Origin of the sequence: Rahnella variigena, from assembly GCF_003610915.1 — a bacterium.
Classification (GTDB): Bacteria; Pseudomonadota; Gammaproteobacteria; order Enterobacterales; family Enterobacteriaceae; genus Rahnella; species Rahnella variigena.
In genome coordinates, this window is record NZ_NSDJ01000001.1 from 3311450 (window position 1) to 3326773 (window position 15324).

12 protein-coding genes are annotated in these 15324 nt (G+C 54.8%); 4 read left to right on the forward strand and 8 right to left on the reverse strand.

The features are described from left to right. Nucleotide 1: 1 nt before the first annotated feature. Nucleotides 2-196 carry a YnbE family lipoprotein gene (locus CKQ54_RS15330; RefSeq protein ID WP_120163988.1) on the reverse strand — a complete coding sequence of 65 codons (195 nt, stop codon included), beginning with the start codon at nt 194-196 and terminating at the stop codon, nt 2-4. Beyond that, a complete protein-coding gene (locus tag CKQ54_RS15335) occupies nt 193-2907 on the reverse strand; it encodes a YdbH family protein (protein WP_425272812.1) in 2715 nt (904 codons plus the stop codon). The genes CKQ54_RS15330 and CKQ54_RS15335 overlap by 4 nt, the downstream gene beginning before the upstream one ends. Nucleotides 2908-3161: 254 nt before the next feature. Here CKQ54_RS15335 and CKQ54_RS15340 point away from each other — a divergent pair, with 254 nt between their 5' ends. Beyond that, on the forward strand, nt 3162-4154 hold the full coding sequence (locus CKQ54_RS15340; protein WP_120163986.1) for a 2-hydroxyacid dehydrogenase: 993 nt from the start codon (nt 3162-3164) through the stop codon (nt 4152-4154). Between the two features lie 88 nt (nt 4155-4242). Here the strand turns inward: CKQ54_RS15340 and CKQ54_RS15345 are convergent, their stop codons facing one another. From CKQ54_RS15345 to CKQ54_RS15365, 5 genes are read right to left on the reverse strand one after another with little or no spacing between them, the layout of a single operon-like run. Next, nucleotides 4243-5172 carry a metallophosphoesterase gene (locus CKQ54_RS15345; RefSeq protein ID WP_120163985.1) on the reverse strand — a complete coding sequence of 310 codons (930 nt, stop codon included), beginning with the start codon at nt 5170-5172 and terminating at the stop codon, nt 4243-4245. Nucleotides 5173-5192: 20 nt separating this feature from the next. Next, nucleotides 5193-6008, reverse strand: coding sequence for a carbohydrate ABC transporter permease (locus tag CKQ54_RS15350; RefSeq protein ID WP_112287258.1), 816 nt, complete (start codon nt 6006-6008; stop codon nt 5193-5195). Next, complete coding sequence (locus tag CKQ54_RS15355) at nt 6005-6916, reverse strand: carbohydrate ABC transporter permease (RefSeq protein ID WP_120163984.1); 912 nt, start codon at nt 6914-6916, stop codon at nt 6005-6007. Before CKQ54_RS15355 ends, CKQ54_RS15350 begins: the two co-directional genes overlap by 4 nt. Nucleotides 6917-6924: 8 nt before the next feature. Then, a complete protein-coding gene (locus CKQ54_RS15360) occupies nt 6925-8205 on the reverse strand; it encodes an ABC transporter substrate-binding protein (RefSeq protein ID WP_120163983.1) in 1281 nt (426 codons plus the stop codon). 56 nt (nt 8206-8261) lie between these two features. After that, the gene (locus tag CKQ54_RS15365) at nt 8262-9365 is read right to left on the reverse strand and encodes an ABC transporter ATP-binding protein (protein ID WP_120163982.1); all 1104 of its coding nucleotides are present in this window, start codon (nt 9363-9365) and stop codon (nt 8262-8264) included. A 324-nt stretch (nt 9366-9689) separates the two neighbouring features. Here CKQ54_RS15365 and hslJ point away from each other — a divergent pair, with 324 nt between their 5' ends. Next, complete coding sequence (hslJ, locus tag CKQ54_RS15370) at nt 9690-10112, forward strand: heat shock protein HslJ (RefSeq protein ID WP_120163981.1); 423 nt, start codon at nt 9690-9692, stop codon at nt 10110-10112. A gap of 56 nt (nt 10113-10168) precedes the next feature. Here the strand turns inward: hslJ and CKQ54_RS15375 are convergent, their stop codons facing one another. Next, nucleotides 10169-10450, reverse strand: a complete 282-nt coding sequence (locus CKQ54_RS15375) for a putative hemolysin (RefSeq protein WP_112287263.1) — start codon at nt 10448-10450, stop codon at nt 10169-10171. A gap of 240 nt (nt 10451-10690) precedes the next feature. On the opposite strand from CKQ54_RS15375, the gene CKQ54_RS15380 reads away from it, so the two are divergent. Next, nucleotides 10691-11347, forward strand: coding sequence for an MgtC/SapB family protein (locus CKQ54_RS15380; RefSeq protein WP_112287264.1), 657 nt, complete (start codon nt 10691-10693; stop codon nt 11345-11347). 241 nt (nt 11348-11588) lie between these two features. Further along, nucleotides 11589-15119: a pyruvate:ferredoxin (flavodoxin) oxidoreductase gene (gene nifJ, locus CKQ54_RS15385; RefSeq protein WP_120163980.1), complete on the forward strand. Its 3531-nt coding sequence runs from the start codon at nt 11589-11591 to the stop codon at nt 15117-15119. Nucleotides 15120-15324: the final 205 nt, after the last annotated feature.

Genomic DNA, 15324 nt, shown 5'->3' on the forward strand with positions numbered 1-15324 from the left:
CCTAGAATAAATCGCTCTGATTTTTCAGCAGATCTTCCACGTCTTTATCCACTTTGATATGAATTTCGTGTTCAATTTTCACGTTCATATTGATAGTGATCGGCTCTTTCGGCGCAGCCAGTTCGATGCGCGGTACGCATCCGCTGAGCATTACTGCGCAAAGCGCCACGCACGGTCCTGCAAATTGCAGTTTCATTGTTCCTTCCTCACTGTTGGATCCTTTTTCTGCCCGGCCGCAGCGGAGCCTTTTGACAGCGCATTCGCAGGCAAAGACATCTGCTGTTGCAGCCATTCCTGAAGATTGTCGCCAAAGCGCAAGCTGCGCCAGAGCTGGTAGATGTTCTCCTCGTGGGAATAGTTGAGGACGATTTCACGTTTTTCTTTGTCACCGCCGTGCGTCGTGTCGGTGTAGTTCACCCCGTCCACTTTCGCTTTCATGGACAGCACGCCAAGATTATCCAGGCTGACCAGCGCATCAGAACGGCTGATTTCCAGATAGCGCAGCAGGCCAATCACCATATTATTGGCGAAATTCCCGCTGGCCATCGCGTCCGCGAATTGCGGATCGAGGCGCAGCGTCAGGCCGCCGTCATTTCTGATCCAGCCGTTATGGATGATCCACTGCGGATTTTCCACGTACAGCGGCAGTTCACCGTACACGACGCCCGACATCGCCAGTTGTTTCGGTTTCAGCGCCGTGAAGAGTTCGCTGAGATTGATCTTGTCGAACTTCAGCACCGCCGCATCATGCTGCGGCATACGCAGCGCCGAGAGGCTGAGATGCCCGCGCAGCATATCGACACCCAGATTGCTCAGGGTCAGCGGCATCTCTTCACTCCACGGATAATGACCTTGCAAATCAGCAGTCACATTCTGCATTTTGACCAGATTGTTCACTTCGCCGATGCGCAGCGTCACCGGTTTTTTCACGCCGAGCTGCCAGACCTGATCTTTCAGGCGATAAGGCAGACTGAAATCCAGCCCGCTCAGGTCGCCGTCCTTCATCCAGAAGCCGCCGTTTTTCACTACCCAGTGGCCGCCCGCGACAAATCCCTGCCCGCGCGCCGCCGAGAATGCCGACTGCGCATAGAACGATCCTGCACGTAATTTGATGTTCAGATCCGGCGTCAGCAGTGTCTGGAACGCGGTGAGTTGTTGTTTAGGCCACCAGCCTTCACCGCGCAGACGTTCGCCGTCCCAGCGCCCGTTAAGCCGGATCGGCCCAATCGGTTTAGCATCAAGCATTCCTCGCATCGTGAAACTGTCGGGGCTGTCGCCGCTGAGCTGTAACGCCAGCGTTGCCGGGGGCAGATATCCGCCGTTCTCCAGCGCAATTTTTTTCGCCACCAGTTTGATATCACCTTTAAATTCTGCCGGTAAATCAGGGTACTGCGGTTTAAATCGGGAAGACGGGGGACGTTTCCATTGCAGAGGATGTTCCAGTGTCAGACGCGGCGCATCGACATCGACGAGGCCGTAATGCAGCCGGTCAAAACCGGTTGAAAGCGAATTAATGCTGATGAGATTGTCATGCCACTGGCCTTTGCCGGACATATCCCAGCGACCGTTAAGCGGCGGCAGATGACCGTTGCCCCAGTAGTTGAAATTCCACTGGCCGATATCTGGCCAGAACGTCAGGGCTTTGCCACTGAGATGTAAATCAAACGCGCCCCAGAAGCTGTGGCGTGCTTTAAGAATGGCCTGAAGTGGCCCGCTGACACCTTCAGCCGACACTTTTACCCCCGCCAGCGGCCAGCGCGCATCGCTGATCGTCAGCTCCGGCGTCGGTTTCCCCCACGCACGCAGCAGTGAACCGCTGCGCAGTGACAGCGTCGGATTCAGAACCGAACCGCTGAGCTGGCCGGGAAGCGACGCACTCAGAGAAGTTGCCTGCAAATTGGCTTGTCCGGTGAGGCTGAAACCGAGATTACTGTCGAGCAGCCCGACGCGCCCCGGCCCCATGGTCAGCACCACGTTCGCCTTACCATTGTGCCCCTGCGTCAGCACGTTCAGGCGCGCCGTGATATTGGTTTGATCGAACGTCGGCGTCCAGTCACTGAGGGTCAGGTTTACGCCACCCGCCAGCGGTTGCGCGGCATACGGCCAGCGCCACTGCCCATGCGTGATGTCTAAAACGTTATTGCTCAGTTTCCACGGCAGCATCAGTAACGGCTGCTGGCTGTCTTTTTCTGTTAACGTCAGCACGCCTTCAGTCGCCTGCCAGCTGAGCTGAATATCCAGCGGGTTGGGCACCTGCGCAGTTTGCATTTCGGCGTGCAGTTCGCCGGATTCCGGGAGAGTGTCTAACGTCGCAGGCAGCAGCAATTTGCCGCTCAGCGTGACAGGCTGGTCGCTGCCCGGTGGTGTCAGGCTGAAGGAATGGATCGCCAGCTGACGGTTGCCGTCCAGCACCGCGTCGAGTTTCAGCGATTCGCCATTAAAGGAAAGATGCTGCGTGCCGCCAGCATTACTGATCTGCAACTGACCGGCATAGCGCTGCCAGGGCGTGACAGAAAGATGATCAATGCTGATATCGCCTGGCGGCAACATCTGCTGAATATCAGCCAGCGAAAGCGTCTGCTGGCTGTCGCTTTTCGGCATTTTAGCCAGACAGGCGGTGTCTACGCTCAGGGCGTCCAGTTTCAGCGCCCATTGACCGTCATGACGGCTGAGGCGGGCATTGCGCGCGGTGGCAAGCTGGCAGTCACCGGCGGAATAACCCACGCCCGGCAACTGAAGTACACCGTCAGCCCAGCGCGGCGCGCCTTTGAGCGTCAGTTGCGTGCCTGCGGGGAGCCAGTGCCCGGCCACAACGGGCAACCAGCGCGGCACGGTTTTCCATAACACCCACATCAGCAATGCGATAATCACCACTATACTCAGGAGTATCTGCGCGCTTCTCTTCAGTCCGTTCCTCATGACTTGCCTTGTCTTATACTTCACTAAATGACCTAACCGCCCGCAAGATATCATAATTAGCGTAACAACTGATGGCCGGATTGCCAGAACACCTGAGCCAAATAGCACGGGAAAAATTGTCTGCGCCCCTGCGCTCTGCTAGTTTGGTAGCATATTGCGAATTGTTTCTGAAACTCTTTATTCCTTATAAAACAGTCGGAAACCGTTTCGCCAGAGATTCAAACTCACTGCGGAGAAACACCATGAAAGTGGCTGTCTACAGTACTAAAAATTACGACCGGAAATATCTGGAACTGGTCAATCAACACTATGGCTATGAGCTGGAATTTTTCGATTTTCTGCTGACCCCGCAAACGGCGAAAACAGCGATAGGTTCTGATGCAGTCTGTATTTTTGTTAACGACGATGGTTGCCGCGACGTGTTACAGGAACTGGCAACCCTTGGCATTAAAACCCTCGCCCTGCGTTGTGCCGGTTTTAACAATGTCGATTTAGATGCAGCGAAAGAGCTAGGGATTTCGGTGGTGCGCGTACCGGCCTATTCGCCGGAAGCGGTGGCCGAACATGCAGTAGGTATGATGATGTGTCTGAACCGTCACATTCATCGCGCCTATCAGCGCACCCGTGAAGCCAACTTCTCACTGGAAGGCCTGATCGGTTTTAACATGTATCAGCGCACCGCCGGCATTATCGGGACCGGTAAAATCGGCGTGGCCGCCATGCGTATTCTCAAAGGTTTTGGTATGCGCATTATGGCTTACGATCCGTACCCAAGCCCGCTGGCGCTGGAACTCGGCGCTGAATATGTCGATCTGGATACGCTGTATGCTGAATCCGATGTGATTTCACTGCACTGTCCGCTGACGCCGGAAAACCACCATATGCTGAATGCCGGTGCGTTTGCCAAGATGAAAGATGGCGTAATGATCGTCAACACCAGCCGTGGCGCACTGCTGGATGCCACCGCCGCGATTGATGCGCTGAAAAAACAAAAAATCGGCGCGCTGGGCATGGACGTTTACGAAAACGAACGCGATCTGTTCTTCGAAGATAACTCCAACGAAGTGATCCTCGACGACGTATTCCGCCGCCTGTCATCATGTCACAACGTGCTGTTCACCGGCCATCAGGCGTTTCTGACCAGCGATGCGCTGACCAGTATTTCAGAAACCACGCTGATGAATATTGATCAGCTGTCGAAAGGCGTTCACTGCCCGAATCTGCTGACCGCTTAAATAACGTAAGAATGATAAGGCTCACTCCGGTGAGCCTTTTTTATTTCTGCTGTCGCTGTCAGCGGCTAAGTTGTCAGCGACTAAGTTGTCAGCGACTAAGTACGCGGCTGATTTCCGTGCCATAACCGGTGATGGTCAGCACGTCATCGGCCAGCGTCACCGAGGAAAACGGCAGGCTATTTTCGCCATCCACCATTCCCTTGAGCGTTATAAAATCGGTATTTCCGACACGATCGTAGCCTCCGCGATGGTCGTGGCCGGCGAAATAGGCGCGCACGTCATAACGGCACAGCAGTTCGACCAGCGTCTCACAGTTCCACAGATTATGGCTGTTTACCGGCGTCAGCGGGTAGTGCCCGAAAACCAGCACCACCTCACGCCGCTCGCGGGCTTCGCGCAAATTCTGTTCAATCCATTCCAGCTGTTTGCGACCGACCGCACCGTTCCACGGCTGCGCCTGCGACTGCTGGCATTCGGTCAGTTCTTCCAGCATATATTCAGCCAGCTGATGGTCGTCACCGTTGGCATGATTGCAGTACAAGCTGACGTCATTGCCGTCGACAACCAGAAAACGATAGCCCGGCAGACTGAACGAATAGTAACTTTTCGGCAGACCCATTGCCGGTTTCTGCGCACCGAGATGTTCAGAAATCACCTGCGCATCGTGGTTGCCGATCAGCACCGCATGCGGATGGCGCAGCGCGTCATAACGGTCAAGAACCGCCTTAAAACTGGTCCAGTCTCTGTCCACCAGGTCACCCAATGTGACGACAAAATCCAGTTTTAAGTCATTCAGCTCATTGATAGCCGTAGCCAGTTTATTCAGGCTGTTGCGGTAATAACGGATGTTATGCGGATCGGCATCTGCATATTGTGGATCCGCAATCAGCCCGAACCGCAGTCGAGCGCCGTTTACCAGCGCATCATGCACCTCCGGCGGTTCGTACAGTGAACTGACATTGCCCAGCGCCTGTGCCTGCCGCTCAGATAACAAAGGGGATGAAGTCTTGACGGTCATAATATTCTCCTGTCAGGTGCTTATCGGATCCCTGCCCGCATAAAAGATTGAACGAACTGGCGCTGAAAGATAAGAAACAGCACCAGTAATGGCAGCACGGTCATCAGCGTCGCGGCGCTGATCAGCGCCCATTGCACGCCCTGTTCCGGCGCGGAAAACAGCTGAAGTCCGACGGTAACTGGCCGCACTTTCACCGAATCGGTAATGACCAGCGGCCAGAGAAAATCATTCCAGTGGAAACTGATGGAAACCAGCGCAAAGGCGACGTAAATCGGTTTCGCCAGCGGGATGTAGATTTTGCGCAGGATATAGAACCGGCTGGCGCCTTCCACGATGGCGGCTTCTTCCAGCACCAGCGGAATGCTTTTAAACGTCTGGCGCAGCAGGAAGATGGCAAACGCCGAGGCAAAATACGGCAGCGCAATACCGGCCAGCGTGTCACGCAGCCCCAGCGCACCAATGGTTTTGTAGTTGTTCAGGATCAGAACATCGGGACTTATCATCAGTTGCAGCAAAATCAGCGCGAAGATAAATCCGCCGGCTTTGAGTTTAAACCGCACCAGTGCGTAAGCCGCCAGCGTCGCCAGTATCAGCTGGCAGACCACAATCATCAGCACCAGCAACGTGGTGTTGAGAAAGTAACGGGCGAACGGAGCCGCATTCCAGGCATTGATAAAATTCTGCAAGGTCAGCGGCGCAAACAGTGAAAAACTGCCCTGCGCCGAGGCCGGATGAATGGATACCCAGACTGCCACCAGCACCGGCAAAAACCACAACAAAGCAGCCAGCCAGATGGCAAGATTCAGGGAAAAACGGCTGAGAGAAAAACGATTCACTGATAGTGCGCCCTTTTATCCAGCAGATTAAATTTGATCAGCGCAATAGCGGCGAGGATCACCAGCAAGACGACCGTCATGGCTGACGCGGCCGGTAAATCCCAGTAACTGAACGCTGTGCGGTAGATGTAAAAGAGCAACAAACTGGTGCTGTTATTTGGGCCGCCGTTGGTCATGGCAATCACCTGATCGACAATCCTGAAAGCATTCATCGAGGCATTGATCAGGATGAACAGCGTGGTCGGCATCAGTAACGGCCACTGCACGCGAAAGAAGAAATAGCGCCGCGACGCTCCCTCAATTTCAGCAGCTTCGGCAAGACGCGGATCGATTTGCTGCAACGCCGCCAGATAAAAAATCATAAAGAATCCGGCTTCACGCCACACGGAAACCGCCATCAGGCTGTAAAGCGCCGTGCCGGGTTCGCCGAGCCAGTTGACCGCCGGCAGCGAACACAGCGCCAGCAGCTTGTTAAGCAAGCCGAGTTGCGGCGTATAGAAAAACAGCCACAGGTTGGCAATCGCCACCATCGGCAGCAGCGAAGGAATGAAAAACGCCGCGCGGGTGATGGCGTTACCGCGCAGACGACGGTTCACGGCCAGCGCCATCATCAGCGCAAGAATGACCGACAGCGGGATGGTGATCACGGCATAAAGCAGGTTATTGCGCAGCGACAGCATAAAGATGTCGTCGTCGAGCAGTGCGCGGTAATTGTCCAGACCGACAAACTGCGCGGAATGCCCGCTGCGCGCTGCGCTGAACAGGCTTTCCCACACCGTCGCCAGCGCCGGATAATGGGTAAACAGCAGCAAAAAACAGAGCGCGGGCAACAGCAGCAGATAACCATAAAGCTGTAAAGACAGCCCGCGAGTGCGGGCGGCCGGTGCAACAGTGTGCAGGATGCTCATGCCGGTCCTTACTGATAAGGTTTCAGCAGGCGGTCGGCCTGTTTCTGCGCCGAACTCAGCGCGTCTGCCGGCGTTTTGGCCTGCGTCACGGCGGCTTCAATCGCGTGGTTCAGCAGTTCCTGGATCTGCACGCTGTTATACGTCGAGAGCTCCGGCTGTGAATATTTAAGCTGCTCACGCGCCACCAGCGCCTGCGGCACCTGTTTCACGTAATCCTGCATGACCGGGGTTTCCCATGCGGCGGGTGATGTCGCGACGTACCCCGTCGCGATGCTCCAGCGGGCGGCCTGGTCAGGCGCAGAAACCCAGCGGATAAACGCCATGGCGGCTTTTTGCTGTTCCGGTGTGGTATTTTTGAAAACGTACAGGTTGCCGCCGCCGGTCGGGCTGCCGCGCCGGGTTTTCTCCGGCAACATTGCCACACCGAACGGGAATTTTGCGTTTTCACGCACGGTAGTCAGGTTGCCGGTCGTGGTCACCATCATCGCCGTTTTACCGTCGATAAAGTCCTGCGGCGTGGTGCCCCACGCAATAGTGCCTTTTGGTGATACGCCCTCTTTTTGCGACAAATCAGTCAGCCATTGCAGCGTTTCGACGTTAGCCGGCGTATCAAACGTGACCGCCGTGCCTTTGCCGTTATCCAGATGGCTGCCGTTGGTGGCGGCAATCCCCTGGAAGTTCCAGTAACCGTTTGGCGTTGAAGGAATTTCGATACCCCACTGCTTCACTTCATTGCCGTCACGCATCACCAGTTTTTTGCCGAAATCCACCACCTGCTGCCAGTTTGCGGGCGGCGTATCGCCATTCAGCCCGGCTTTCTCAAACGCCTGTTTGTTCCAGTACATCACCACGGTTGAACGCTGGAACGGAATTCCCCAGACCTTGTCCTGAATATGGCGGATAAAGGCCGGATAAAAACCGTCGATCCACTTTTTGCCGTCTGCGTCATTTGCCAGGTCACTGACCGGCAAAATCGCGCCCGCGTCGATCAGCGAATAGGCTTCAATGTCGCCAATCACCGCAATCTGCGGGGCATTGCCACCACGGAACGCGGTCAGCGCTTTGGTGACTGTGGTGGCGTAATCCCCGGTATACACCGGCTGAATGCTGATATCCGGATGTGTTTTTTGGAAATCTTCCACCAGCGTATCCACGGTATGGCTGATTTTTCCGCCCACGGCGATCGGGTAATACATTTGTAATTTCACAGGATCCGCCGCAAAAGCCGAGGTTCCGGTGATTAAAAGCATCGCTGCGGTCAGACGTGAGAGACGGTGCGCAATAGACATGATGTTCCCTTCGGTAATAGTCGTTGTAAGAATAAAAGTGACTCAAAAAAAACGTGCTACACGGCGACGCGGTTATCTGAAGGCTGGCAGGCTTGTTCCGCCTGATAACAGCGTTTTCCGTCCGCTGTGAAGAAAAAATATTGTGCGCCCGTCGCCCACTGCAACCCGACGGACTGGCCTTCGGCGTAGCGTTTCATCCCGGCGACTTTGACCGTCAGCGGTTGCGCATATCCGGCTAAGGCGCAGGCTATCAGCGTATCTGCGCCCATGTATTCGTGGCTTATCACCTGCGCGGTCAGGCTGGCGTTTTCGGCGGCAATCAGCTGAATATCTTCTGCGCGCAGCCCCAGACTGATCGCGTCCTGATGGAAATTTTCCACCACCGGCAAGGACATGGTGGCCAGATAATGGTGATGACCCCGGCGTTCGAGCGGCAGAATGTTCATCGGCGGCGCACCGATGAATTGCGCGGTAAAAATGCTGGTGGGGTTGTTATAGAGATTGTCCGGCGTGTCGTGCTGTTCGATACACCCGTCGTTGAGCAGAATGATTTTGTCCGCCATGCTCATCGCTTCGGTCTGATCGTGGGTGACGTACACCATCGTCAGACCGAGCTTTTTCTGAATCGCACGGATCTCACGACGCATACTCTGACGCAGCTTGGCGTCCAGGTTGGAAAGCGGTTCATCCATCAGACACAGCTTGTTATTGGCAATCACCGCCCGGCCCAGCGCTACACGCTGCTGCTGTCCGCCGGAAAGCTGCGCCGGAAGCCGGTCGAGCAAGGGTTCCAGCTCCATCAGTTTGCTGACTTCCTGTAACCGCGAAGCGAAATGACGTTTATCCTCGCCGCGCGCCCGCAATCCGAATAACAGGTTTTCGCGAACGTTCATGTGCGGAAAGAGTGCGTAGGACTGGAACACCATAGAAAGCTTGCGCTGTGACGGTGTGAGCGCTGTCACGTCTGTGTGCTGGAAATAAATCGCGCCGCTGTCCGCGGATTCCAGGCCGGCAATCGTGCGCAGCATGGTGGATTTCCCGCAGCCGGAAGGCCCCAGCAACGCAATGAAATCGCCCTCTTCCACATCAAAGCTGATGTCGTTAAGTGCTACTTTGTTGCCCCAGGATTTTCGGATGTGGTGAAGTGATAAATAGCTCATGCCGCCGGTGTCTCTCTGACTCGTGATGGGCATAACCTATCGGGCTAAAATGACGCTTTTATGATGGGGATATGACGGGATAAAGACGGACAAGGTTTTAAGCTCCTCCCCCAGCGAAGGGGGAGGCCGGGAGGGGGTTTTACAGGCAACGTCAAATTCTGAGTTGTCATTAATACCCCACCCCAACCCTCCCCTTCGCAGGGGAGGGAGTTAAGGGCTTAAAATCCCCATCCATTCACGTTATAATACTCCGACAAATATTGCATAAGTCAGTTGAATGTATCGACATGGCGAGTGCTAAAGGAATATTTCTCAGGAGAGAAGATGAAAAAGTCACTGTTTATTCTGGCCGCCGCGATGACTCTGGGTGCCTGCAGCATGAATCAAGACACTACTGTGAAACAAAACGACCTGCAGCATCACCGCTTTGAACTGCTGAGTGTGGATGGTCAGACGGTTCCTGCGGCGCAGGGGCGTATTCCGGAAATCGAATTCGGCTCAAACATGCATGTTTCCGGCAAAATGTGTAACAACTTCATGGGTCAGGGCAAGCTGCAAAACAACGTGCTGACCGTGAAAGGCCTGGCGTCCACCATGATGCTGTGCCCGGATGAAAATCTGAATAAGTGGGATCACGTGATCAGCGACGTTCTGAATAACGGCGCGGCAGTGACCCTGCAGGATCACAAACTGACCCTGACGCAGGGCAAACACCAGCTGGTATATCGTCTGAAAGACCGTATGTAAAAGCAGGTATGTCGTAGCACGAATGCAAAAACGCCAAACATCAGTTTGGCGTTTTATCAGGCTTTACAGAGTCCCTGCATCAGCGCGCCTTCAGAGCACTGACGGCCATTCGCCATCGAACACATGCCGACACGGCTGCCATCAAGCTGCGGCGCCATTCGTAACTGGCCTCCCGCCATGGAACAGGCTGCATAAGCCGGGCTGTCTATATTAACGGTGCGCTGTCCGATATTAACGCTGTTGCCTTTTTGCACAACATCAGCCGAATCGTCGTGGCTGCTGCATGCGGCTAACACCAACACACCCGCGGCCAGTAACACGCGAAACGCAGTGATCATCTGTCCTGCTCCTGAATATGACGGGGAATTTTTTTCGAATCGCCATCATATCCGACGTTTTTCATCGCCGTCGAGCCCTCCGGAGAAATAACATCAACTTTTTCCTAAAAAAAGGGCGTATTTAAACACTCAGACACATTTTATTTCGCCTGGTTATTTCTTCTGCTAATAAAATTAACAGTTATTAACCTCTTTTCCGTCTACATACACTGGAAAATATAATCAACAAGGAGCCTTTTTATGCTGACAGATTTTCTCCTGCGTATTGCCCTCGCCGGAGCCCTGGGTGGCTTAATCGGTATTGAGCGTCAGCTGCGCGCGAAAGAAGCCGGATTACGCACCCATATTCTGGTGGGTATCGGCAGCGCGATGTTTATGATTGTGTCGAAATACGGTTTCGCCGATATCCTGATGCAAACCCACGTCAGTTTCGACCCCAGCCGTGTCGCCGCACAGGTCGTCAGCGGGATGGGTTTCCTCGGCGCCGGGACCATCATTATTCAAAAACAGATTGTGAAAGGCTTAACCACCGCCGCCGGTTTGTGGGTGACCGCCGCCATTGGTCTGGTGATTGGTAGCGGGTTGTACGAAATCGGTATATATGGCGCTTTCATGACCTTAATTGTGCTGGAAGTCTTTCGCCAGATCAGCAATCACTGGGTCGGCCATCACCATTTAATCGAAATACGCCTGATGCCGGAAAGCGTGCCTGCGGTGTTATTATCGTTACAGAAAATGCGTATACGTCCGGGTCATATCAAAGTGAATCAGCGCGACGAAGATGAAAGTAAATGTGAACTGGTTCTGGATGTGATCCTGCGTCCGAAACAAAGCGTGGATAAATTGTACGAGGCGCTGATGTCGGTGAAAGGAATAAAACGCATCGATATTAATTAATCGCCGTTTCATTTCCTCATTTCCCTATTTAGCCGCTGCTGAGTTTGTGTTTTCCGCCAGCGGCTAATAAAAATCCTTACACCACGGTTCATTGCGTAACCGGTTAAAAAATCAGACGAAATAGCCCTGCACACAATCAGGATAAATCGATTAATCCGCCCTCTGCTAAGCTTTTATCATTCTTGCCAGCAAAACGAATTTCCTGCTGGCCGCAATTGTGAGCAACGCAAAAGGGTATTCCATGATCACCACTGACGGTAATAACGCAGTCGCTTCCGTGGCTTATCGCACTAACGAAGTGATTGCCATCTACCCGATCACACCAAGTTCCACCATGGCCGAAATTGCCGGTGCATGGTCAGGCGAAGGAAAGCAAAATCTGTGGGGCGATGTCCCGGCAGTAATGGAAATGCAGTCCGAAGCCGGGGCAATTTCTACGGTTCACGGCGCATTGCAGACCGGTGCGCTGTCGACCTCCTTCACTTCGTCGCAGGGTCTGTTACTGATGATCCCGACGCTCTACAAACTGGCCGGTGAGCTGACGCCGTTCGTGCTGCACGTCGCGGCGCGCACCGTCGCCACCCACGCGCTGTCGATTTTTGGCGATCATTCCGATGTGATGGCCGTGCGCCAGACCGGTTGCGCCCTGCTCTCTGCTGCCAGCGTGCAGGAAGCACAAGACTTCGCGCTGATTTCTCAGGTCGCCAGCCTCAACAGCCGCGTGCCGTTTATTCATTTTTTTGATGGCTTCCGTACCTCGCACGAAATCAACAAAATTGCCCCGCTGAGCGATGACACGCTCCAGCAGATGCTGCCGCAGGCGCAGATTGACGCACACCGCGCACGCGCCCTTTCGCCGGATCATCCGGTGATCCGCGGGACGTCTGCTAACCCGGACACCTATTTCCAGTCACGCGAAGCCACCAATCCGTATTACGACGCGACCTGTCAGCACGTTATCGACGCCATGAATGCGTTTGCCGCCCTCACCGGCCGCGAATATAAGCCGTTCGAATATGTCGGCGATCCGCAGGCAGAACGGGTGATTGTGCTGATGGGTTCCGGGATCGGCACCGCCGAAGAAGTGATTGAAACCCTGAATGCGCGCGGTGAGAAAGTCGGCGTGCTGAAAGTGCGTCTGTACCGTCCGTTCAGCGCCGAACATATGCTATCCGTGCTGCCGCAGACGGTTAAAAGCATTGCTGTGCTCGATCGCACCAAAGAGCCGGGCGCGCTGGCTGAGCCGTTATACCTCGACGTGATGACCGCACTGGCAGAAGCGTATAGCCGTGGCGAACGGGATTCGCTGCCAAAAGTGACCGGCGGACGTTACGGGCTTTCCTCGAAAGAGTTCGGCCCCGACTGCGTGATGTCGATATTCCGCGAGCTGTCACTCAGTCAGCCACGTCCGCGCTTTACCGTCGGCATTTATGACGACGTGACAGGCCTTTCCCTGCCAATGGTGGAAGAAGATTTACCGCAGCACGCCTCCCTTGAAGCCTTGTTCTACGGGCTGGGCAGTGACGGTTCGGTATCTGCCACCAAGAACAACATCAAGATTATCGGCAACAGCACACCGATGTATGCGCAGGGGTATTTCGTTTACGACTCCAAAAAGGCCGGTGGTCTGACGGTGTCGCATCTGCGCGTCAGCGAAAAGCCGATCAAATCCGCGTATCTGGTCAGCCAGGCGCATTTCGTCGCCTGTCATCAGTGGCAGTTTATCGATCTGTATCAGATGGCAGAACGTCTGCGTCCGGGCGGTATTTTCCTGCTCAATACGCCGTTCAGCGCTGATGAAGTCTGGGCACGTTTACCGCTGGAAGTTCAGGCGACGCTTATCCAGCGTGAAGCCCGTTTTTATGTGATTAACGCCGCCAAAATTGCCCGTGAATGCAAACTCGGCGCGCGCATTAACACCGTCATGCAGATGGCGTTCTTCCACCTGACGCAGATCCTGCCGGGCGAACAGGCGCTCGCCGAATTGCAGGGCGCAATTGCCCGCAGCTACAGCAGCAAAGGGGAGGAAATCGTCACCCGCAACTGGATGGCGCTGGCGGCCACGCTGGAAGAACTGGTTTCTGTTCCGTTACAGGCGATTCCGGAAAATCCACGCAAACGCCCGCCGATTGTGTCCGACGCTGCGCCGGATTTCGTCAAAACCGTCACTGCCACCATGCTGGCCGGTCTTGGCGATGCCCTGCCGGTTTCGGCTTTCCCGCCGGACGGCACCTGGCCGACAGGCACCACGCAATGGGAAAAACGCAACATTGCCGAAGAAGTGCCGATCTGGAAGCCGGATTTGTGTACTCAGTGCAACCACTGTGTCGCGGCCTGTCCGCATTCCGCCATCCGCGCCAAAGTGGTACAGCCGGAGTTTATGGAAGACGCGCCGTCTGCACTGCAATCTCTGGATGTGAAATCCCGCGACATGCGCGGCCAGAAATACGTATTGCAGGTTGCGCCTGAAGACTGCACCGGCTGTAATCTGTGCGTGGAAGTGTGCCCTGCGAAAGACCGTCAGGATCCGTCCATCAAAGCCATTAATATGGCCGACCGCATTGAACATCTGGAAGAAGAACGCGCCAACTATGACTTCTTCCTCAAACTGCCGGAAATTGATAAAACCACGCTGGAACGTATCGACATCCGCACGTCGCAGCTGATCACGCCGCTGTTCGAATATTCCGGTGCCTGCTCCGGTTGTGGCGAAACACCTTACATCAAACTACTGACCCAGCTGTACGGCGATCGTTTGCTGATTGCCAACGCCACCGGCTGTTCATCGATTTATGGCGGCAACCTGCCTTCAACGCCGTACACCACCAACGCCGATGGCCGCGGTCCGGCCTGGGCAAACTCGCTGTTTGAAGATAACGCCGAATTCGGGCTGGGCTTCCGTCTGACTGTCGATCAGCATCGCCGTCGCGTGCTGCGTTTAGTCGCCTCGCTGGAAGAACATATTCCCGCAGAGCTGTTAGGCGGCCTGCGCGATGAGACGTCCACGCCGGAAGTGAAACGTGAACATGTCACGGCGCTGCGGAAAATTCTGGCAGACATTGATACGCCGGATGCGCGTCAGCTGGCGACCGACGCCGATTATCTGGTGGATAAATCTATCTGGCTGATTGGCGGCGACGGCTGGGCGTATGACATCGGTTTCGGCGGACTGGATCACGTGCTGAGCCTGACGGAAAACGTCAACGTGCTGGTGCTCGATACCCAGTGTTATTCCAACACCGGCGGCCAGCAGTCGAAGGCAACGCCGCTTGGCGCGGTGACGAAATTTGCCGAACAGGGCAAACGGAAATCGCGTAAGGATCTGGGCGTCAGCATGATGATGTACGGTCATGTGTATGTGGCGCAAATTTCGCTCGGTGCGCAGCTGAACCAGACGGTGAAAGCCATTCAGGAAGCCGAAGCGTATCCGGGGCCGTCGCTGATTATCGCGTACAGTCCGTGCGAAGAACACGGTTACGATCTGGCACTCAGCCATGACCAGATGAAACAGCTGACCACCACCGGTTTCTGGCCGTTGTACCGCTTCGATCCGCGCCGCGTGGAAGAAGGTAAACCGGCACTGGCACTGGATTCAAGGCCACCTTCCAGCGGACTGACCGATACGCTCAACAACGAGCAACGCTTCCGTCGACTGAATTCCCAGCAGCCGGAAGTGGCAGAAATGTTGTATGCGGCGGCAGAGAAAGAGTTGCAGCAGAAATATGACTTCCTAGCCATGCTGGCCGGGAAAAAGGCGGAACCGGAGTCTTAAAACTGAAGTGTTGCCGCCCTTCCCGGGCGGCTTTTTTCATCGATAATCACCCTGCTCGAATTTTGCGGAAATCACAGGTGAAGTTTCTTTAATTACTTAACGCGATTTCTCAGGCCAAATTTCTAAAGGGTACTAACATCGTTCCGGGAGCACGTCTCTCGTTCCAAAACTAAATTTTAGTGATCATTCACTGGCCTTCGCTCGC

Coding starts and splice junctions, on each gene's coding strand:
- CKQ54_RS15330 (WP_120163988.1), bottom strand. CDS start 196: ATGAAACTGCAATTTGCAGGACCGTGCGTGGCGCTTTGCGCAGTAATG.
- CKQ54_RS15340 (WP_120163986.1), top strand. CDS start 3,162: ATGAAAGTGGCTGTCTACAGTACTAAAAATTACGACCGGAAATATCTG.
- CKQ54_RS15345 (WP_120163985.1), bottom strand. CDS start 5,172: ATGACCGTCAAGACTTCATCCCCTTTGTTATCTGAGCGGCAGGCACAG.
- CKQ54_RS15355 (WP_120163984.1), bottom strand. CDS start 6,916: ATGAGCATCCTGCACACTGTTGCACCGGCCGCCCGCACTCGCGGGCTG.
- CKQ54_RS15360 (WP_120163983.1), bottom strand. CDS start 8,205: ATGTCTATTGCGCACCGTCTCTCACGTCTGACCGCAGCGATGCTTTTA.
- CKQ54_RS15365 (WP_120163982.1), bottom strand. CDS start 9,365: ATGAGCTATTTATCACTTCACCACATCCGAAAATCCTGGGGCAACAAA.
- hslJ (WP_120163981.1), top strand. CDS start 9,690: ATGAAAAAGTCACTGTTTATTCTGGCCGCCGCGATGACTCTGGGTGCC.
- CKQ54_RS15375 (WP_112287263.1), bottom strand. CDS start 10,450: ATGATCACTGCGTTTCGCGTGTTACTGGCCGCGGGTGTGTTGGTGTTA.
- CKQ54_RS15380 (WP_112287264.1), top strand. CDS start 10,691: ATGCTGACAGATTTTCTCCTGCGTATTGCCCTCGCCGGAGCCCTGGGT.
- nifJ (WP_120163980.1), top strand. CDS start 11,589: ATGATCACCACTGACGGTAATAACGCAGTCGCTTCCGTGGCTTATCGC.